General features: G+C 42.8%; 6 protein-coding genes. 2 read left to right on the forward strand and 4 right to left on the reverse strand.

Features of this window, described 5'->3' with window-relative positions:
* Window positions 1–7 precede the first annotated feature (7 nt).
* Entirely contained in the window at window positions 8–14,332 is a 14,325-nt protein-coding gene (locus VHA01S_RS18300; protein ID WP_255209300.1) for a VCBS domain-containing protein, read from the forward strand.
* Window positions 14,333–14,686: 354 nt separating this feature from the next.
* Here VHA01S_RS18300 and VHA01S_RS03490 read toward each other — a convergent pair whose 3' ends face one another.
* From VHA01S_RS03490 to VHA01S_RS03500, 3 genes are read right to left on the reverse strand one after another with little or no spacing between them, the layout of a single operon-like run.
* Window positions 14,687–15,979 (reverse strand): HlyD family type I secretion periplasmic adaptor subunit, encoded by a 1,293-nt coding sequence (locus VHA01S_RS03490; protein ID WP_023402965.1) that lies wholly within the window; start codon window positions 15,977–15,979, stop codon window positions 14,687–14,689.
* 2 nt (window positions 15,980–15,981) lie between these two features.
* Window positions 15,982–18,051, reverse strand: coding sequence for an ABC transporter transmembrane domain-containing protein (locus tag VHA01S_RS03495; RefSeq protein ID WP_023402966.1), 2,070 nt, complete (start codon window positions 18,049–18,051; stop codon window positions 15,982–15,984).
* A complete protein-coding gene (locus VHA01S_RS03500) occupies window positions 18,048–19,667 on the reverse strand; it encodes an ABC transporter transmembrane domain-containing protein (protein WP_023402967.1) in 1,620 nt (539 codons plus the stop codon). The genes VHA01S_RS03495 and VHA01S_RS03500 overlap by 4 nt, the downstream gene beginning before the upstream one ends.
* Before the next feature lie 378 nt (window positions 19,668–20,045).
* Here VHA01S_RS03500 and VHA01S_RS03505 point away from each other — a divergent pair, with 378 nt between their 5' ends.
* The gene (locus VHA01S_RS03505; RefSeq protein ID WP_039970096.1) at window positions 20,046–20,639 is read left to right on the forward strand and encodes a nucleoside triphosphate pyrophosphohydrolase family protein; all 594 of its coding nucleotides are present in this window, start codon (window positions 20,046–20,048) and stop codon (window positions 20,637–20,639) included.
* Between the two features lie 108 nt (window positions 20,640–20,747).
* Here VHA01S_RS03505 and VHA01S_RS03510 read toward each other — a convergent pair whose 3' ends face one another.
* Window positions 20,748–21,632 carry a VirK/YbjX family protein gene (locus VHA01S_RS03510; RefSeq protein WP_023402969.1) on the reverse strand — a complete coding sequence of 295 codons (885 nt, stop codon included), beginning with the start codon at window positions 21,630–21,632 and terminating at the stop codon, window positions 20,748–20,750.
* Window positions 21,633–21,873 lie beyond the last annotated feature (241 nt).

Below are 21,873 nucleotides of genomic sequence, written 5' to 3' on the forward strand. Positions count from 1 at the left end.
AACTGATGTGGATCACAATGCTGTATTAACTTATACGCCAGATAACTTGCAAGGCACATATGGCACATTTGTTTTAAATCCAAGCTCAGGCGAATGGAATTACCAACTAGATAACAAAGCTCATCAAGCGCTTGCGGAAGGTGAATCTCACGTTGAAACCATGTTGGTCACGGTGACTGATGATCACGGTGCTACCACTACTCAACAAGTGCGCGTGACAGTTGAAGGTACCAATGATGTGCCTGTTCTTCATGCTGATACTCACACAGGTAGTGTGGAAGAAGACGGCACGTTATCTACAAATGGACAAGTAATTGCGACAGATGTAGACAATCATGCGAAATTAACCTTTAGCGCAAATGAGCTGCATGGTACCTATGGTGAGTTTACTCTTGATGCAGATTCAGGCGAATGGACGTATAAGTTAGCCAATGACCAACATCAAGACCTCTCCGAAGGTGAAACACATAAAGAGTTGATGTCGGTAACGGTGACAGACGACAAAGGTGCCAAGGTTGTTGAAACAGTTGAAGTTGTAGTAACGGGTACCAACGATCTGCCCGTACTTACTTTTACAGACCAAGCTAGTGATCACACTCAAGGTACGCTGTCATTTACCGACGTAGATACATTAGATACGCACAGTTATGCGGTTAGCGGAGGTACTGGCTCTGGTGATACACAAACTATTGTCGGCCAATTTGGCGATCTTGTATTAGATACAAAAACGGGTGAATACACATACACCCAACACCAATCTGTTGCTGGAATGAGCATCGATGCAAACGGTGTTTATCATGGTAAAGAATTCTTTGAGGTTAGCGTTGCTGATAACCATGGTGGCACGTCAACAAAATACCTCACATTTGAACCAAGTGTTGTTGTTAATGCGCCAAGCACAGACGGTCAACCGCCGGTATTGACTCCAGAGCTTACTCAAGCTCCTGAGTTACTAGATCAACAACCTGTGATTGCGCCAATCGTTCCACCGACCAATCAATTGAATCCGCTTACTATAGATCCGTCAAGTGACACCGGTGCTAGTCAAACGGATGGTATTACAAGTGTAGTAACTCCTAGCGTGACAGGTCATACCGATATCCCATTCTCAGTGGTCACTTTGACTGATGAAAATGGCAACGTGGTAGCACTTACTACTTCAAATGAACATGGTGATTTTACTGTCGCATTAGCTCAACTGTCCGGTAGTGTTAGTGGTGATGTACATCAGATTTCTGGTACAGCGGTTGCGCCATCAGCCACAGTTTCTGTATCGACGCCAACGCCATTACAATTGACGATTGATACCGACATCAATCAACCAACAGTTGATATTACGGATGGAAAGACTCAGACAGCATTACATCCAAATCATATTATCTCAGGTACAGAGCTAAGCCATGTAGATATCTCTGGGGTCATTGATCACCAAGGGGTTGAAACTGATTTAACTGGGTTAACGGTAACGGATACCCAAGGAAATGTGGCTCCTTTAGATCCAAGTCAAGCGACAGTTGATCCTGCAACGGGTGTGTTTACACTTAATAATGTTGACCTATCTAAATTTGGACTTGTTGACGGCACTCTTACAGTTCATGCCATCGCTACCGATCTAGCAGGAAATACGAAAGAAGGTACATTCACTGCAACGTTAGACACACAACCGGGCACTATTGCCATTGACGGAACGTTAGGCGGTGACAATGTCATCAATGCCGTTGAAACTCAGTCACCATTAACCGTGTCGGGTACCACAACTGGTATCGAAGAAGGACAAGTGGTGGCCATTAAGTTTAATGGTCAATCATATAGCGCTATTGTTGGTAAGGATGGCACGTGGAGCACTGATATACCTGTATCGGATCTGGGTAAATTAACCGATGGTACGACGCCAATCATTACCGCTTCAGTGGATGATAAAGCGGGCAACGTTGCAACACCTGCCACACATGATATGCAGGTGGATACGCATATCGACACAACCACAGTGGCACTTAATGATGGTGGAGTAGGTGCAAACTTTGATGGTGTTATTAACGCTGCGGAGCAAACTCACGCGGTCATTACTGGCACCATAGATCCAACGGCGAAATTAACACTGCTAACGATCAGTGACGGAACAGACACTATCCCAGTACCATTGGCTTCGGTATTAGTCAGCCAAGATGGACATTTTACAGCGACAGGTGTGGATGTCTCTTCATTGTCTGATGGCCAACTAACGGTTACTGCAACCGCAGTCGACCCAGCAGGAAATGAGTCGTCGAATACAGGCAGTGCATTAATGGATACTGCGCCGCCAAATGCTCCGCAGTTAACGCCAATTCCAGTGGGTCATGATAAAACGCCACCTCTTTCAGGCACTGGTGAGCCGGGCAGTACCGTCACTTTCTTTGATGGTCACGGCAATACTATTGGTAGCACTGTTGTGGGTAAGACCGGCTCGTTTACCTACACGCCGAGCACAGATTTACCCGATGGCGGTACGATAAGCGCAACGTTAACCGATATTCATGGTAATACGTCAGCGTCAACGACGATTCAAACCAATATCGATACACATATTGCGCCAACCACAGCCGATATTACTGATGGCACAGTGGGTAGCACGCAGCACCCGAACCATCAAATCAGCGCTGACGAACTGCACTCTGTACTTATTACGGGCAGCATTGATCGCACCGATGGCACTGAAAAACTAACCACATTGACTGTAACAGACAGTGCTGGAACTCAGGTCAATCTCGATATTAAGTTGGCTACTTTCGATTCAAGTACCGGCAAGTTCAGCATCAAAGGCCTTGATCTTAGTGGAAGTCATTTTGTATCAGGGGCATTAACTGTAGAGGCCACTGCTCAAGATAGCGCAGGTAATATTAGTATCGGTCATGGCACGGCAACTTTAGATATTGCGCCTGGTGAATTATTCTTTGATAACGTATTGTCGGGTGACAATATCGTCAATGCGAAAGAAAGCCAGTCACCATTGACGATTTCAGGTACCACGACTGACATTGAAGCGGGCCAAATTGTCGATGTAACGATTGCAGGTACGACTTATCATGCCACTGTCGATGCATCAGGTCACTGGGCTGCGGTCATGCCACAAACTGACGTGGCAAAATTGCCTGATGGCGATGTAATCATGCAGGCGACCGTACAAGATTTAGCGGGTAACAGCACTCAGGTTATTTCACATCAATTGTCTGTTGATACTCATGTTAAACCACCAGAATCAATTACATTTGAAAGTACTGGCCAAGATAATCTTTATAACATTGATGAACTTGGCTCTGATCAGACGGTTACCGCGACGATTGAGTTGCCTGATGATGTGAAATCCGGTGATATATTAACCATTAATGGTGTGGCTCAGACGTTAACCGATCAAGATATTGCGCATAATTATGTCAATACTGAGGTTTCTCCAAACACCAAAGTGACGGCATCAATAACCGATCAAGCTGGGAATACGTCCCAAGATATCTCAAATACGGCAGCAGGCGAAGATTTAACACCACCATTAACGCCAGTATTATCTCCGATCCCTAATGCCGATCATAACAACGATAATACGCCACCAATCACAGGGATTACCGAACCGGGCGCTGTGGTTGAAATCTTCATTGATAACATTTCAGTAGGTACCGTTACCGCAAATCAGGCGGGCTCGTTTAGCTATACACCGCCGATTCTGCCAGATGGCCCGCACAGTTTTACCGCAAAAGCGACAGACCATGCTGGTAATCCGTCAACATTAAGTGCGGCAGTACAAACAACGATAGATACAACGCCTCCAGCGCAGTTAGATCTTAGTCTGGTGAAAGATACCGGGATATCTCATACGGATTTGATCACACAAACAGGCTCATTACACATAGGGAACCAAGAAGCAGGCTCTCATGTCTTGTATTCAATAGATCACGGCACCACTTGGAGCAACAGCTTTACCCCTGTAGAAGGCGGTAATACGGTGACCGTAAAACAAGTTGATCAAGCAGGAAACGAATCACCGACAACGAGCCTAACTTTCACTTTAGACACCAAAGTGGCGGCTCCTCAGGTCAAACTGAAACTAGACAGTGGTTCAAGTGCTATCGATCACATCACTAATAACGCTGAATTAGAAGTTTCAGACGTTGAACCTGGGGCTCATGTTGAGTATTCCATCGATGGTGGTCAGCATTGGTTGGACAGTATTGGCCATCAAATTGATGGTGATTATACAGTCTTAGTACGTCAAACCGATGTGGCAGGGAATGTGTCTGGTAGTACAACAATCAGTTATACCTTAGATACTCAAACCCATGTGGATGTGGCGATTGCCGATATTTCAACCGGTGCTGTGCATGGAAATCATTTTTTAAATGACTATGAAATTGTACATAACGAGAATGAAATCACGGGACATATCGAACTTTCAGGGGAGCTAACCAAACTGGTCATTTCCGATGGTAATCATCATCAAGTTACTGTGGATCTGAGTAAGGTTAACCTGCACAACGATGGTAGCTTTGATATTTCACACACAGATTTATCCAGCCTTGATGACGGCACATTAACGGTTATGGCAACCTCGAAAGATACGGCCGGTAATACTGATACCCAAAGCTCAACAATCTTCAAAGATACGATCAATGAAGCGACAGATATTACGGGTTCAGTTAAAGAAGAATCGAAGACAACTATATCTGGTCATGTCAACATGGAACCAGACGCTCACGGTAGCTCTAGTTACGCTTCTGGTAGTAGTTCATTGTCAGGAGATATTGACGGCACTTACGGCACTTTGCATCTCAATAAAGACGGTACCTACACCTATGATTTACACAACGCAAACCCTAAGGTTCAAGCGTTAGGTGAAGGTGCAACACTGCAAGATATCGTTACTTACAAAACCACTGATCCTGCAGGAAATGAAAAAGAATCGCACTTAACTGTAACCATTACTGGCACCAATGATCAGGCAGTCATTGCGGGTGTTGATAGTGGTGATGTAGTTGAAGATAAAGTATCAACAACTGATCATTCACTTCTGAAAACAGATGGTCAACTTACCATCGATGATATTGATACCAATACACTTACCGCTGGTGGTGAAGAGCAGTTCGTATCCAAAGTCACGCCAGCTGCAAATGCGCATAACTTAGGCAGCTTGAGCATTGATAAAGACGGTCACTGGCATTATCAAGTGCGCAATGACAATCAACATGTTCAAGCTCTGCAAGAGCAAGATACGCATGTGGATCAGTTTGTCGTGCACTCTATTGATGGCACAGCTCATACAATATCGGTCACTATTACAGGTACTAAAGATGCCCCAACCATAGAGGTGAAAGCAGGCGCTGATCATGGTGCTGTGGTAGAGCAAGGCTCCACTAGCAGTGGACACGCTATTGCAGGGCAACAAACGGCCACAGGTCACTTAGTGGCTCATGACGTAGATACTGCGGATACTCAAGCGTGGACTATTGTGGGTTCGTCCGATGGTAGCTATGGACATATTAGTGTGGATGCCAATGGCGAATGGACTTATACACTAGATAACGCTCGCGCCGCCACTCAAGGCCTAACGCAAGATCAACACGTGACGGAAAGTTTTACCGTCAGAGTCACGGATAGCACAGGTTTAACCGCTGATCAGAAAGTGGTAATCAATGTTACTGGTAGTAATGACCAAGCCCAAATAGGGGGCACTGATGCAAGATCTGTGAAAGAAGATAGCAATGCAGGCGGTAGCAAACATCAATTACATACCGATGGTCAATTAACCATCTCAGATGTAGATAGTGGTGAGGCTCATTTCCAAGCCAGTACTATGGTTGCAGGGCAGGATGGGCATCTTGGCAGCTTAAGTATTGATGAAACAGGTCACTGGGATTATGTAGTAGATAATTCGTTACTAGCAGTTCAACAGTTAAAAGAGTCAGACCATATCGATGATGTGTTTACGGTTTTAGGTGCTGATGGCACAGAACACATCATCACAGTAACGATTAATGGTACCAATGATTTACCTGAGATAGCCAAAGGAACGGGTGATAGTGGCGCTGTCACTGAAGCAGGTTCTCATGCAGATAGTCATCACAATAAGGTTGTTGATGACGGTCAGAGTTCGACTAGCGGTACTCTCTCAGCCACCGACCGTGATGCAGGTGATCCTGCTCACTGGCAAGTAGCACACCCTGATGGCACCTATGGTCATTTATCCCTAAATGCTCAAACAGGGCACTGGGTTTATACGCTAGATAATGCTAAAGCAGACGGTTTACATGCCAAAGAAACAGTAACAGAGACTTTTGCTATTACAGATACAGATTCCTCAAATAGCCCTGTATCTACGGAAATAGTCATTACTATCACAGGTAGTAATGATGTTCCTGTGATCACTGGAAGTCATGCCGGAGCGGTAACCGAAGCTGGGGGAACATTAAATTCTCTTGCTGGAGTGGTAACTATTGATGGCACACTAACCGCTACTGACCCAGATAATAACGACGGAACATTAGCTTGGTCTGTGCAGGGGGCAACCTCTGGCACAACTGTAAAAGAAGGCACTTATGGCTCAATTAGTATTGATCAGCATGGGCATTGGGTTTATACGATTGATGATAGTAAAGATGCGACTCAAGCGCTAACCGGTAAGCAGAGCCCGATAGAACACTTCACTTTCTTAGTGACGGATTCCTCAGGCCAATCGATTAAACAAGATGTAGACATTACCGTGCACGGTAGTAACGATAACCCCGTGTTATCGGCATATACTCCAACAACGTTTGCTGAAGATTCATCGCCTGTCCATAGGCATAACCATATTCAGACAGTTACCTTACCTAAAGTGACTGATGTGGATGATTCAACCTTTACCTATAGCATTGATTCACACCATAATCACCAATGGATTACGATAGACCGCCATACAGGGGTAATTTCGGTTCACACTGATGCAAAAGATTTACAGCACTTGTCGGTGGGCGCCACACATACTGAAGATGTTGTAGTGACAGTAACAGATGCTCAAGGTGGTACCACCCAGCAAACCCTGCACCTCACAATTGCGGGTACTAATGATGCGCCTAAAATCACTTCAGCGAAAATCACATCAAATTATGATGAACACGGAACAAAATCTACTTCTGGCGTTGGAGCTAATGCATTGGCTCGGGTGGATGTTATTGAAGATCACACTGTTAGCGGCATTGTTCAGTTTTCTGATGTGGATGACAAACTAGATCCAAACCATCCAACCGGCGATATACACCAATTTTATTTGGTTGACGATAAAGGTCACCAAATCAATGAGCCAGGATTTATCTTAGATAAGAATACTGGTGCCTTCTTATTTAATACGAACATTGCTAAATATCAACATTTGCAAATTGGAGAGACAGAACGGGTTAATTTTAATGTAGAGGTTGTTGATAACCATGGTTTAACTAGTACAAAAACACTTCATTTTATCGTTCATGGCCGAAATGATGCGCCGCAAGTTGTGTTGTTACACCCATTACAGGTGTTAGAAGATGCGACATTGAAGTTCTCTGTTGATGATCTTGTCGGTGACAAGAATCAGTATATTGTCGATCCTGAAGGTGATGCGATGGCAATTTCTGATGTGAAGGTGGTCAACGGTTCGGATGGTCAAGTTCACGGTTCAATTGTTGATCTAGGGATGGGGAATTATCAATTTAAGCCAGATGCCAATTACCATGGTGAGGTGCATCTTCAGTATAAAGTTGACGATGGCCGCGGAAATACCATGGTCAAAAATGGCATCATCATAGTAACACCACAAAATGACTCCCCAACAGAAAGTGCAACACAGTTAGCTCATGTCGCAGAAGATTCGGGTGCTATTACCTTTACCTCACAGGATTTGCTCAAACACATCCATGATATCGATAACGTTGGCTCTTCTAACGCTGGTATTGAGTTGGTAGCGGGTTCGGTTGCGTTGCAGCATGGAGAAGGAACACTTGTTCATAATAGTGATGGTACTTGGACCTTTACTCCAGATGCTGATTGGAACAGTCATAAAGGTGGCGGTGATGCAGAGTTTTCTTTCAAATATATCGAAACGGGTTCGGCTTTTGGTCAAGCATCGGGAGTACCAGTAGAATATTCTGGTAGTGCTGCAATCAAAATTGACCCAGTCCAAGACCCTGCGACTATACATGTCCCTTTACCTGCAAGTGTTATCACCGCTGGAGGGGCGGATATTACTGGAAAGCTAACGGTAACTGATCCAGATCTTAATGAGGATCATTTTAAGGCAGAAAGTAGTATTCAAGGCGCACATGGTTTCGCCAAAATTAACACTCAAGGGGAATGGCAATACCAATTAGCTACGCAAGATCCTGCTGTGCAAGCTTTAGGTGAAGGTGAAACAATAACCGATACGATAAAAGTTCATTCAATGGATGGTACTGAAGCTAGTTTAGTTATTGAGATTCATGGAACCAACGATAAACCAAAAATAGCTCTAGCTCGTCAAATTACGGCAACTGAAGCAAATGCTAATGATGATTTTACTACTGACCCTAAGCTGGTTACGGGGCATTTTGCAGCTACAGATCCAGATGCTCACGACACGGTGACGTTTACGTTAATTGGTCATAGCAATCCTGCTGGTACTCATTTTCATGGTAATACTGTACCAGGATTAACTCTCAATTCAGACGGAAGTTACCGTTTTGATAGAACAGATCCAGCGTACGATTATCTTCAAGAAGGCGAAACACTTTCTTTTGATATCACCATACAAGCATCTGATAACCATGGTGGTATTGATACTCGAGTAGTGCCTGTTGTGATTATTGGTACCAATGATGCGCCGACAATAAGTCAGCCAATAGCAAGCTTAGGTACATTAGATTCTACGACTAATTTCTTAAAATTCGAAGAATCAACTCTGCTTGGGTCAGCTACTGATGTTGATGGCGATTTGTTGAGTATCTTCAAAGTAGGCACATCCCAGAATGCTGATGTACAAGTGTTGGACTCTACACTTGGACGCATTGATGAAGATGGTGCTGGTGGATATATCTATCATCCCACAGCGAATGCACGTGGCAAAGATGTCACTATTTCGTATAAAGTGACAGATGGTCGAGAAGTTGTCATAGGTACAACGGTTATTCATGTGGATCCTCTTCCGCCGAGTACTGGCCAGTCAGGAACCGGTTCATCAACTACTACAGGTAATACCCAGACGAATGGGAATGTTCCTCCACCGGTTGTTACTGATACAGATATAATCTCTGGTGACTTAACTGGGGATGTTGGTGAAGATGGCGGTGCAAGCTATAAAGATGCATCAGGGCATGTTCATCAAATAGACGCTGATGGACATGTTACCGCTAAATCACCCACTGAAGGTCATAGCCATGGCGTATTTGGTGCGAATCACACTCCAGGTAAATATGGGTACTTAAGTGTGACTCCTGAAGGTAAGTGGACGTACCACCTTTATTCACATACCGGATTAACGGATCCTGTGAATCAGTTAAGTGAAGGGGAGACGTTAAAGGATTCGATCAGTATCGAAAGTGCTCACTCAGGCCATCAAGATATTACGATTACTATTCACGGTACTAACGATGCACCAATTATCATGGGTGTAGAGAATGTGCAGGTGTTTAAACAAGGTGGTAACGGCCATGCTTTAACTCAACCCAAAGCGATTATTGAAGTTGATAAAATGCACCTTGAGGGTGATTTAAAAGCTCAAGACCCTGATAGTCAAGATCATGTTATTTACGCTGTTGATCCTTCAAATAAAGTTCAAGGTTTTACTATTGATCAGCATGGGCATTATCGCTATACACCAAGCCATGGCGATCCTGTATTGCAAGGTTTAAAACCGGGTGATACTCGGGACGTTACAGCACAAGTGCTGGTTTCTGACGGACATGGCGGCCATGTAACCGTACCTATTGTGATGACTGTTCATGGGCAAAATACAGCTCCTACCGCAGATAAGGATGTGGATTTAGGTCATAGTGATGAAGACCTAACGGTTCAAATAGATGGTACGTCTATCGGTTCTGGGCAACTGGTAGCTCATGCTGGTACAGTCGATTTGGTGGCACTTGCGCATGCTAAAGACATTGATAATGATGACTTACACGTAGTGAATATAAAAGTTGATGGCGGACATGGTACTTTTACCGACAAAGGTAATGGAGTTTATGAGTTTGTGCCTGAAGCTAATTATCATGGGAGTGTCGGTTTTACTTATGAGATTACCGATGGTCTAGAGTCAGTCCAAGTGCATGCGACGTTAAAAGTTGATTCGATTAACGATAAACCGATAGCACATGATTTTACGCTTAAAACAACCGATGAAGACCGGGCTATCCATTTTACTACTCGCGATATTATTGGCCAAGGAAGCGCAAGAAATCATGGACATGTAGATGATCCTGATTTTGCAACGGATTCCAATGAGAGGATTGAATTAACAGATGTTTCTCTTGTTGACAAATCTCAGGGAACATTGGTTGCTGATGGCAAGGGTGGCTATACATTTACTCCAGCAAAAGATGTGAATGGTGATATACGTCTGCAGTACAAAGTGCATGACCATTTAGGTTCTCACCGTGGTGTTCAGGGCGGTCAACAATCTGACACAGGTACAGCTACAATTCATGTCAATCCAATTAATGATAAGCCGGTTATTACTGACTCAATCCATGGTTCCTCAACCGAGGATAAGGCACAAACATATGTGGCAGAGGGTAAGCTTGATATCACTGATGCTGATAGTGGAGAGGGTAGTTTTGTCGCAAATAGTCATATGACTCCGCACAGTGGTGGTAACTATGGTTATTTGGAACTAGACAAACAAGGTCATTGGAAATACCACTTGATGAAAAACTTTGATTCTCACATTCAAGGTTTAGCAGCAGGTGAAAGGCTTGAAGAGCACTTTATATTACATACTGATGATGGTGCAGGTACTACGCATGAGTTAGTGGTAGAGATTATTGGTACTAACGATGGTGCAACTATTTCTGGTACTCATGCTAGTACAATGCAAACGGAAGTTACTCAAAGTGTGACCGAACAACTCGGTAGTTCGGTCAGCGCTACGGCGGTGCAGAACGAGATTACTACTACAGGGAAATTAACTGTACACGATGTTGATCATGGCGAAGCATTCTTTAAAGCTCAAACATTACAACCAACAAACTCTGGGCACCATTATGGCACCCTGACTATTCAGCAGTCAGGTGCATGGACCTATGTGGTTGATAATAATAATCGAGACGTTCAAGCACTTCATGAAGGTGAACAGATACAAGAGCACTTTACTGTGACCTCTCTCGACGGCACTGCGACACAGGATATTACGGTTACACTAGTTGGTAAAAATAATGCCCCTGTCATTGCGCACGTGGCCAGTCAACCGGCCACAGAAGCCGGAGCAACGCTCACAGGTCAGCTACACAGTAGTGATATCGACAATGATCATGCAACTGTGACTTACAGCCTGCTGCAGGGTGAAAATGTTCCTGATGGGTTTGTATTGCAGCCAAATGGTCACTATACCTTTGACCCAACAAATAAAGCTTATAATGCGTTATCAGCAGGAGAAACAACAACGGTCGTCGCACATGTAGTGGCAACAGATTCACACAATGGTGTGAGTGAAGCTAAAGAGATTGAATTTGTCATTACAGGTACCAATGATGCCGCAACCATCACTGGTAAAAGTACTGTTCATGTACAAGATTCTAATAATATTAGTACTCATACGTTATCGACAAAACAACAATTAGATGTGACAGATGTTGACCACGGTGAAGAGCATTTCCAAGCAGAGAACTCCATACTTCCAGACAGTAGTTCTCCTTCACATAAAGGCTTATCTACTAGTGCTTACGGTCATTTGTCCATTACTGACAATGGTCAGTGGCAATATCATGTTGATCATCCAGATAGAGTAAAAACCATTCCAAAAGGTCAACATGTGACAGAAACATTTACGGTCCATTCGGCTGATGGAACCCCACATACGGTGACCGTGACCTTAGATGGTAAAAATGAAGCGGCAACGTTTAAAGGTGATTTCTCAGGTGAAGTTACTGACGGACAAAGCGCATCTGTTACAGGTACAGTGCAGGTAGCCGATGTCGATTACGGCCAAGCGGGGCTTACCAAAGCGCAGAATCATTTGGCACCATCGAACACCGATATTCAGCACCATACTGGGCTTTCAACTCATGCTTATGGCCACCTTACTGTCGATACTCGTGGGCATTGGGCGTATCACATTGACGATACTGCGGCGTTCAATTCAATTGCTGATGGGCAAAAGGTAATCGAAACCTTTTCCATAGCAGCAAAAGATGGCACTCATCATAATATTGTAATTACTTTGATTGGTCGCAATGATGCGCCAACGGTCTCAGGCGCTGTGGCGATGCAGCAACATGGCACCGAAGATAAAACAATGACGTTAGACCAAAGCCAGCTATTGTCACATGCTGTCGATGTTGATAATGCTGATCATTTAACGGTGGTGAATGTACTGGCATTGCATGGCACGATAAAAGTAGACCAACAAGGGAAAATACTTTACACGCCAAACGCAAACTATCATGGCCCAGAGACCTTTACTTATGATGTGCAAGATAGCAAAGGTGCCACAGTGCATACCCAAGCTAGCATGCAAGTTAATTCGGTAAACGATGCACCAACTGTGGCTCATAGCGTAACGTTGACAGGCATTAACGAAGACACACATAGCAGTATTGATGCTTTGGCGTTATTGGCAGGTGCAAGTGATGTTGACCGTGATCGCCTTTCTATCTTGGGTAATTCGGTCACCGCTGAACATGGACAGATACGATATGATTCGCATAGCCATACGTACTTATACTATCCAGACCATAATTTTAATGGTCAAGATACGCTGCATTACAAAGTGTCAGATGGACACGGAGGGCAGGTTGCACAAACAGCAACAATAGATGTTGCCAGTGTGAACGACGCGCCAACAGTCACAGCGCCGGTCTCTTTACCTGATCATGCAGAAGACAGCACAGTGACCATCACCTCGGCGCAACTGCTTACACATGCTCAAGATGATGATGGTGATTCACTTCAAATAAGTGGACTACAAGTTAACCATGGCAAGTTAGTTGATCATCATAATGGCACTTGGATCTATACGCCGGATCATAACTACAACGGAAAAGTGACACTTAATTATCAAGTGAGTGATGGGCAAGGTGGGCATGTTCAGCAACAGGCGTTGATGACAGTCACTCCTGAAAATGACGCAGCGCATATTGATGAGCCAGCGGCCATGTATGTGGATAATGGACACAACTCTTTTGTGGCTGACAAGTTATCAATCACTGATGTTGATGGATCTTCTGAAGAGCGCTTTAAGCCTGAAACAGGTTTAAAAGGACAGTACGGCGAGCTAGAAATCTCGGCAGACGGACAGTTCAAATACGTTCTGAATTCACATTTGCCAATAATCCAACAAATGATGGATGGGGACACCAAAACAGATACTGTAACTGTACACTCTGTTGATGGCACAGCATATGATGTGCAAATTCATATCGGAGGGCACACTAATCACGCCCCTACGGTGAGTCAACATACGCCGATTGTTTTACAAACCAATGAGCATCATCAGTTCTCTTCTACGGACTTTTTGTTTAGTGATACAGATGGCGATTCACTGGATCATATTACAATTACTCAGTTGCCGACTCATGGAGAGTTAACATTAAACGGACATCATGTTCAGGCTAATCAAACTGTTGCCGCAAGTGATATTGATAAGTTGTTGTTTACAGCGGATAACCATTACAGTGGTTCTGTTACGTTTGATTTTACCGCTAATGATGGTAAGAGCGACTCAGTAGCTGCAAGTATGACGATATCAGTTTCTCATCCGCATACAGGACATACTGCAAACTTGGCTGGCTTTAATCCAGCGCCTCCAGCCGATTCGTCGGATGAAGCTATGTCTCATGAAGCTATGTCCGATGAACCGGTTGAAACGGTTTCTTTAGAATCTCTGGCATCACACAGCGATAGTAGCCATATTGATGGCGCACAAGCTTACTTAAATCAGTTGGGGGTTAGCGATGATAGTCTGTCTGAACCGTCTTTTGCGACTCATCAACCGGTAGGAGATTTGGATTTAGTACTAGCTCAATCCTCTGATGTAGTATTGGATGCGCAAGGACATGTCGTTGAGACTATCAATACAGAACCAGATAATCTTAATGATGATGACCACAAACATCATGATGAATTGCATCATCAAGATCTACATCATCAATGGGATGATCATCATGGTTAATATCAGCTCGTAACAAATTACAATGTTAGATATCAACATCGTAGATCTTTTAATCTAGGATGTTGATATCTCGAAAGTTGATTTATGCAGTTATAAGCAATGGACAGCTAATTCGTGCAACTTCCTCAGTACGATTAGTATTTATAGGCTGAGCAAAAAAAAACGCCAAAGCATAGTTGCTTTGGCGTTTTTATTTCTTTGGCTAATCTCAGTACATCACGATTTATTGAGTAATGAGATCTAGTCATCTGAGTGTTAAAGGCATTATCTACGATCTTTTATGTATTGTTATTGACATACAAGTTAAGCCTACTGCTTATCAGAAACTAAAAAGTAAATGAGAGCGATAAAATGCTATCGCTCACCAAACGCATGACTCACATTGGTATAAATCGGTTTCCATAAATATTGGAATACTGTTTTTTCACCGGTTGTGATATCCACTTCACCTGTCATACCTGGGATGATTCTAAAGCGAGCAGGATCATCGCCAAAGTAGCCTTTATCCAGTTCCACAATGACGTCGTAATAAATTTCACCACGTTGAGTTTGGCTGGTGGTAGGGGATATTTCAGTAACTTTACCTTTTAGTGCACCAAACCGGCTGTAGTCAAATGCATCTACTTTAACGCGAGCGGCTTGTCCTATAGAGACAAAACCTACGTCACGAGGCGATAGCTTGGCTTTAAAAGACGATGTGCCGTCTATTGGAACAATTTCAACTACAGTGCCACCGGGTTTGATTACGCCACCATTACGAGTTGTAGGTAAGCTTTGAACTAACCCTTTTACTGGCGAGGTCACTAGAGTGTTTTTCACTTTAGCTTGTCCTGAGCGTAAACGAGCGTAAAGTGCGGATAATTCAGATACAGCTTTCGAACGATCTTTGCTGACTTCGAGTTGACCTACCGCTTTGAGTTGTTCTTCTTTACTTTTGTTTGATTCTGCTTGTTTGATCAGTACCGCTTTCTTAGATTTTGATTGCTCTAGTTCGCTTTCTAATGCGGCAATTTTTTGACGCATTTCCAATACTCTAACTTGAGATATATTGCCGGTTTTTTGTCCTTTTAGAAGAATGTTCAACTCTTTTTTTGAAGATTCAAGTTGTCTTTCTTCTGCTGGTAGTTGACGAATAACGCCATTTAATTCTTCGTTGATACGTTCGCTTTCTTTTTGCAATACGATACGTTTTTTCAAAAATAATGACTTAGTGGCTTCTAATTGTGCGCGCTGTTCTGCAACAACATCAGGGTAATCTTTCTCGTATTGAGAGAAGTCTGGTTCTCGTTCTTCAATTAGAGCCGTCATTCTTTCAATTCTCAAACGCAAAGTCGCTTCTTTAGAATGTAACTCTTCTAGAGCCGTGGTCTGAAAGGTGGCGTCAAATTCAACGATAGGGTCGCCAACGTTAACTAACTGTCCACGTTTAACGAAAATATTTTTTAGTTTACCGCCTAATTCACTTTGTATTACCTGACGTTCACCTTCTGGAATGACCGCACCTTTGGCTTTTGCAATTTCATCGACTTTAGTAAACACCGTCCAGCCAATAAAAAGGATGATACATGCCCCAATCAATAAACTGCTGGTAGTGAGTAGGCGGCGGGTAATACGAGACTCAATCACTTCCACTGATGAATTATTCATGCTTATCCCTCGATGACTTGAGTTGGTTGATCGGGTTGAACTTGTTGTTCAGTTTCATCTGGAATAGGCCCTGCATAGCTGACATTCCCTGCATTTAGCACGACAACCTGATCCGATAGTTTAATCAGCTCTGTATCATGAGAAGTAAATATAATGGTGCTTTTACCTCTGTTTGCTGTGAGCCATTGAATGAACTGTTGTTTCGCTTTGTTGCTGGTTACCGGATTATCCAATAGAACTAACGGATATTGGTTACACAGCAATTTTGTTTGCGTGAGCAAGGTGGCTTCATAGTCAGAAAACGGATGTGACATAGACTCAATTTGATTTAAGTGAGTTTGTAACCCGTCAGGCAAACTGTTCACCCAGCTTAATGCGCCTTTTTGTTTAAGCACTGCTTCAATGGTTTCTACCGGAACTTCGTGTCCATCAGAGATAAACTCTTGAATCGTGATCGGCACCATCTCCGGCAGGTCGGAATAATAACCAAACCATTGTCTAAGCAATTGTGGGTCGTATTGCGATAAATTAATGCCGTTGAGTTTGATTACGCCATTTTGAGCAGGAATTAACCCAGCAATAACCTCTAATAACGAGGTCTTTCCTGAAGCCATAGGGCCTGTAATCGCAATCACTTGTCCTGGCTCAGCTTTGAAGCTAACGCTAGATAAAGCCGGTTTTAACTGATTAGCAAAACGTAGCGTGACTAACTCTAGCTCAACGCTAGGTGCTTGGTCAGTAAGGTGATGATGTTGATAAGAAAAGTCACCTTCTGCTTTATGATTAATCGATTGGTTAATTTGTTGCTTGGTTTGCTCCACGTGATGCAAGCGTGAGTAACTATTGGCCAGCATTTGTGCCGGGCTAGTGACTCGAGAAATCAACATCATAGTGGCAATTAGGCCACCGGCTGTTAACACGTGACCAAATATCAATCCAATGCCTAAACCAATGACTGCTAATGTACTCAGTAGACTAATGGCGTAATAGATAGAGGTGTATTTAGCCTGATGATTAAGGTGACTAAAGCTATTTTTAGAGGCTAGAGTATTTGCTTTTTCAAAGCGAGACATCCAATGTGGCAAAATATCGCTAGAGCGCAGATAGTTCAGCTTACCATTTAACTCGTACAAAAGAGAAAAGCGTGATGTGCCCGATATAGTCACTTGATTGCTCAGTAATCGTTGTTGTTTTTGACTGCGTTTTGCCAGCAACCAGTACAGTGCTAGTGTCACGATTGGCACAATCACTAGCCACCCACCAAGCACGCCAATAGCCACAATAAAAATAATGACAAACGGCAGGTCAAACAATGCGCCGCCTAATGGCCCTTGTGCAACGCTTTTAAGGCTTTCTGCGGTAGTGATTCGGCTCATTAAGGTTGAAGAGCCTGCCATTCGAGTCAGGTTTAATTGGCTAAATAGAATTTTACGCAATACTGATTCAGACACTTCTCGGCTGATACGGTTGGAAATGGTAGTCAACAATTGGCTACGAATCACTTTCAGCAACAACATCATGGAAAAGAGTAAAATGGCGCCCACTGAAATCCCGACCACTTCGTGACCGGCATCGCCACCAATAACATGGTCATAAACAGACATAGTGATAAATGGGATGGACAAAGCAAACAGGTTTGCAATAAAGCTGACTAGCAGCAGTTTAGGAATCAGAGGTTTAAAGTTGCTTAATTTGCTGGCTAGCCAATCCACCTCATTTCGCTCTTGCGGTTGGCCATGAATAAGAATAACTACATCGTTTATGGAGTGATCTACAGTGGCGGCGACAAGCTCTCCATCGTCATATTCAGTATATCCAGTCAAGCCATAGTGGCACACTGTGCCAGAGTCGGCGTTAACTCGAATAGCAACTAAGTGATCAATCGATTTAAGTTTACGGTTTGCCGGATGAACACTGTATGGAATCATTAAACGGTCGAGCAGGGTAAAAATATCCTCTGCGTCGTACATTGGATTGCTTTGTAGCCACTGGTTAGCAAAGTTTTGTACGCCTGATTCGACTTTGATAATAGTGAGAACATTTAATACGGAATCTGAATAGCTTTGATTCATTGTTCGTCCCCAATTGCCTGAATTTTAATTTGTTGTGAAGTCAGATTTACCAGTACTTCGCTTTCCGTGTTTATCACAAAAGCACGACCTTGGGATAAATAATACTTGATGACATCGCTCAGTCTGTTCAGCGATTCAATATCGAGATCTCTTTCGGGTTGATCCAATACGACTATCGGTGTTTCTTTAGCCAGTTGAGCGACAAGGGCGACAAGTTTTATGGCGCCTCGGCTAAGGCTTGAGCCAATGTTATAGCCAACCTTTGTTTCCATACCGTCGGCTAAATCTGAAATAACGCGATTAAGTCCTAGGGCTCCAACAAGTAAGTTTGCTTCTTCTAATCTTTCATTATTAAAACCACAAACGTTATCAATGAGAGATCCTGAGATAAGCTGCGGATTAATCGGCACAAAGCTCACTTGATGACGCCAAGTAAATTGATCGCTATGAAATGGGGTATCATTCCATGTAAAGTTACCTGAGACTGTGGGTTCTAAACCTGCGAATACAGAAACTGCGTTGCTACTAAGATCATAGTCTTCATTATGCAATGTTATTGCTTCGCCTTTATGCAGTTGCAATGAGTAGCCAAATCTCTCTTTAAAACGTGTAAAAACCACATCATTCACATCCAGACGTTCGAACGCACTAAATCCAATATGTTCATCGGTTGGGTTGTCTAACTCTTTTAATAAGTCAGTGACTGATTCGTTGGCGATTAAAAAAGAGCTATAACGAAGACGCAGCCCCATTAATGCGCTTAAAGGGGCTACAGCTCGACCAGACAATATAGAACACGCGGCTAAGCCACCAGAGGTCAAATCGCCGGCCAAAACACTAAGACTTCCGATCAATACAACCGCTACAGATGTACCCATAGCGGCAATTTGAATTAGCTCTTGAGCAATAGCAACCTTGCGTTCAGATTCGGCCATAGAGAGGTAACGTTTTTCATTGAGATGACGAAAGTAACGATACGCTTTAGATTCAAAGGCATGCTTTTTCACTTCGCAAAAGAAGGAGAACACTAGTATGAGGAAGTTCATTCGGCTCTGCTCAAACAAAGACGCTTCTTTTGAATAGGAGCTAGATTTTTGAGTAAATAACCAAACAAAAGCAAAGGTAATCGCCCAAACAACGATGGGGATAAATACCAAGTTCCCACCAACATAATAAATAAGTGCTAAGAAAATAATGGCAAATGGGACATCGATAAGTCCGCTGATGAAACCACCAGAGTAAAAGTCTTTAATTAAGCTAATCCCTTTTAAACTCTCTTGCAGAATGCCAGGTTTAAGGTGTTTTAATTGCGATGTAGTCGCCCTATTTAGGTGCTGAATGATTACTCGATAGGTTGAATGTTCGGTATTTACTGCCGCAGCACCTAACATCCACGTCCGGACATAACGTAAAAAGGCATCTAAACCGATAGCAATGGCAGAGCCGCCTAGTAAAAGGAAAGCCGTACCATAACTTTGGTTAGGTAAAATTCGGTCGTAGATCTGCAAGATCACAAGCGGAATAACTAATGATAAGAGATTGATGAGCAAAGAAGAGGGCAGAACACGAAGTATAGTAGTCCGTTTGGACGTCTGACTATTTAATGCATTGTTCATGACGAGTTTTTGTCCTGTTTAGGCAATTTAACGAAACCTATATGAAGTACATTTAATAAATGTAATAGGTGATCCTATAATTTTCCATAACCAATTGTTTTTATGGTCATTTAGATTGCACATTTGATTTATTTTATATGTCGAGTTTTAACGTCTATAAACAATCAAAATGGCTATGAAGTTATGACATTGGAATATGAGAGGCGAATATCTAATAAAAGGATCACATAATTTGATTTTCTTAATTAGTGGTGCAGGTAGAAGGGTCACGTGCATTGCTCTATGGTATTCTTCTGTTCATAGCCTATTACTGTTTCAAGGTGCAGCAAGACTTTTGCTGTAATATTTTGAAACATATTAATTATATTGGATATTTCTGTGACAGTACATAAAGAATTTTTTGCAAGCTTTTCACAACTCACCCCTGAGCTTTGGAACAAACTGTATAACGACATTAGTGAATTTCGTCAGCTATTCAATTTGCCGATTAATACCGGTATAGAAAGTGAAAAACTGTGTCATTTGCATTCAAACTTGATGATTGAAGAGTTAACAGAATTGGCGCGAGCCACTAATAAAGAAGATCAAGCGGATGCCATCACCGATACTGTATACGTTGCGGTGGGCCGTGCGGTGCATGTCGGACATCAAGTGTTGAGTGACACCACGATTGCTCGTCAAGTTGATGTATTGCTAAACGTGGCAAAAACGTTACAGATCCCTTTTGAGCAATGTTGGGACGCTGTGCATGCCAGCAATATGAGTAAAGCCGCGTTAAATGAGCAACAAGCGAAAGAGACGGTAACTGTGTATGCGGATAAGGGCGTAAGTGCTGACTACCAATTAAAAAATGGCAAATATATCGTATTTTGTAATAAAGACTCTGTTGCCAATGACGGAATCGTTATTAAAGAAGGTAAGATATTGAAAAATAAATACTATCAAGCTGTAGATTTGAGCTTTGCAGGCTAGTTCTGATCACTTACTTAGTGTGATTGGTACTATTCGCCTCATTTAAATCGAATATTGAATGTTCGTTTTAAATGAGGCGTTGTTAATTACGATCTAGCTAGTCGCTAATTAATCGTGATTAACAGATAAGCTTTTGATTTTCTCACTTAGATTCGTCTCTAGCTCATCCAACCAAGCATAGCGTTTTGTGTATAAACGACGTTTGGTTTTCTTAAGCTCAGACGGGTCTTTACGCTCTGGATTAGCTGGGATCAGGTAGCGATATTTATCGGCTTTTTCTGCGCCGTATTCTGCCCACAACTCATCATAATCAAATGTCACAGATTTACTTTTAGAGCCTTTATAACGTAAGGCTTGGTAAATGTGTCCGCGATTTGATACGCCCACAAATTTGTTGACGCCCAAAGACTTACCAAACATTAATGCCACTTCAACCATTAACGCTTTTGGTCGTAGACCGTGGAAAGAGCGAGTTAAGGTTTTGATGACTTGGTTTCTATCTTCAATTTTCTCACTTGGCCCTTTTAGTGCGCCAACATGTAAAGTTGGTTCAGGATCAGTTGATAGATTGAACGTAATAGAATAAATGGTTTGGTTTAAATCGTTGATTAAGCGCAAGCCCAATGAACCTTCACGCATCTCACCATCAAACAAAATCAGAGTAAATTGATTGCCTTTAGAATCGGTTAGGTCGAGCAGAGGTAAACCTTTGCCGAAGACTTGATTAATCTCAGTATTGAACGTGGAGTTAAGCAAATTAAAGTGCTGCTCAATCAACTTCATTCGTTCATTAACCGGTAAATCAACAAACAGATACGGCTTTAATGCCTTTTCAATTAATCGCGGCTTTTGTTCAATCGCACTACGGAACACATCATTGTTATTTGAAAGTGATTCGATACGAGTGTATGTAGCGTGATACATCTTACTTAGTACGTAAAAACGAGCTTGAAGCCAAATGTGTTTGAGTGTTTTATCTGAAGAAGAATGCAAGGATGCCAGCTCCATGTTAACTGTGATGCGAATTTATGTCTTAGCGTAAGAGATAAAGGTTTTTGCGTGAGCGACCGTTGCGAAGAGTGTTTATCGCAATAGCCTGCAATCAGTGGCATTGAATGTAACAATGGATTGGTATGATTTATAGAAAACTTGCTGAGAAGTAATTATTCGTTTTTGAGTGTTATTGCTGAGTAGCTTAGTGGTGAACAGTTTAGCTAAGGCTCCTACATGAGTA

Origin of the sequence: Vibrio halioticoli NBRC 102217 (genome assembly GCF_000496695.1) — a bacterium.
Taxonomy (GTDB): domain Bacteria; phylum Pseudomonadota; class Gammaproteobacteria; order Enterobacterales; family Vibrionaceae; genus Vibrio; species Vibrio halioticoli.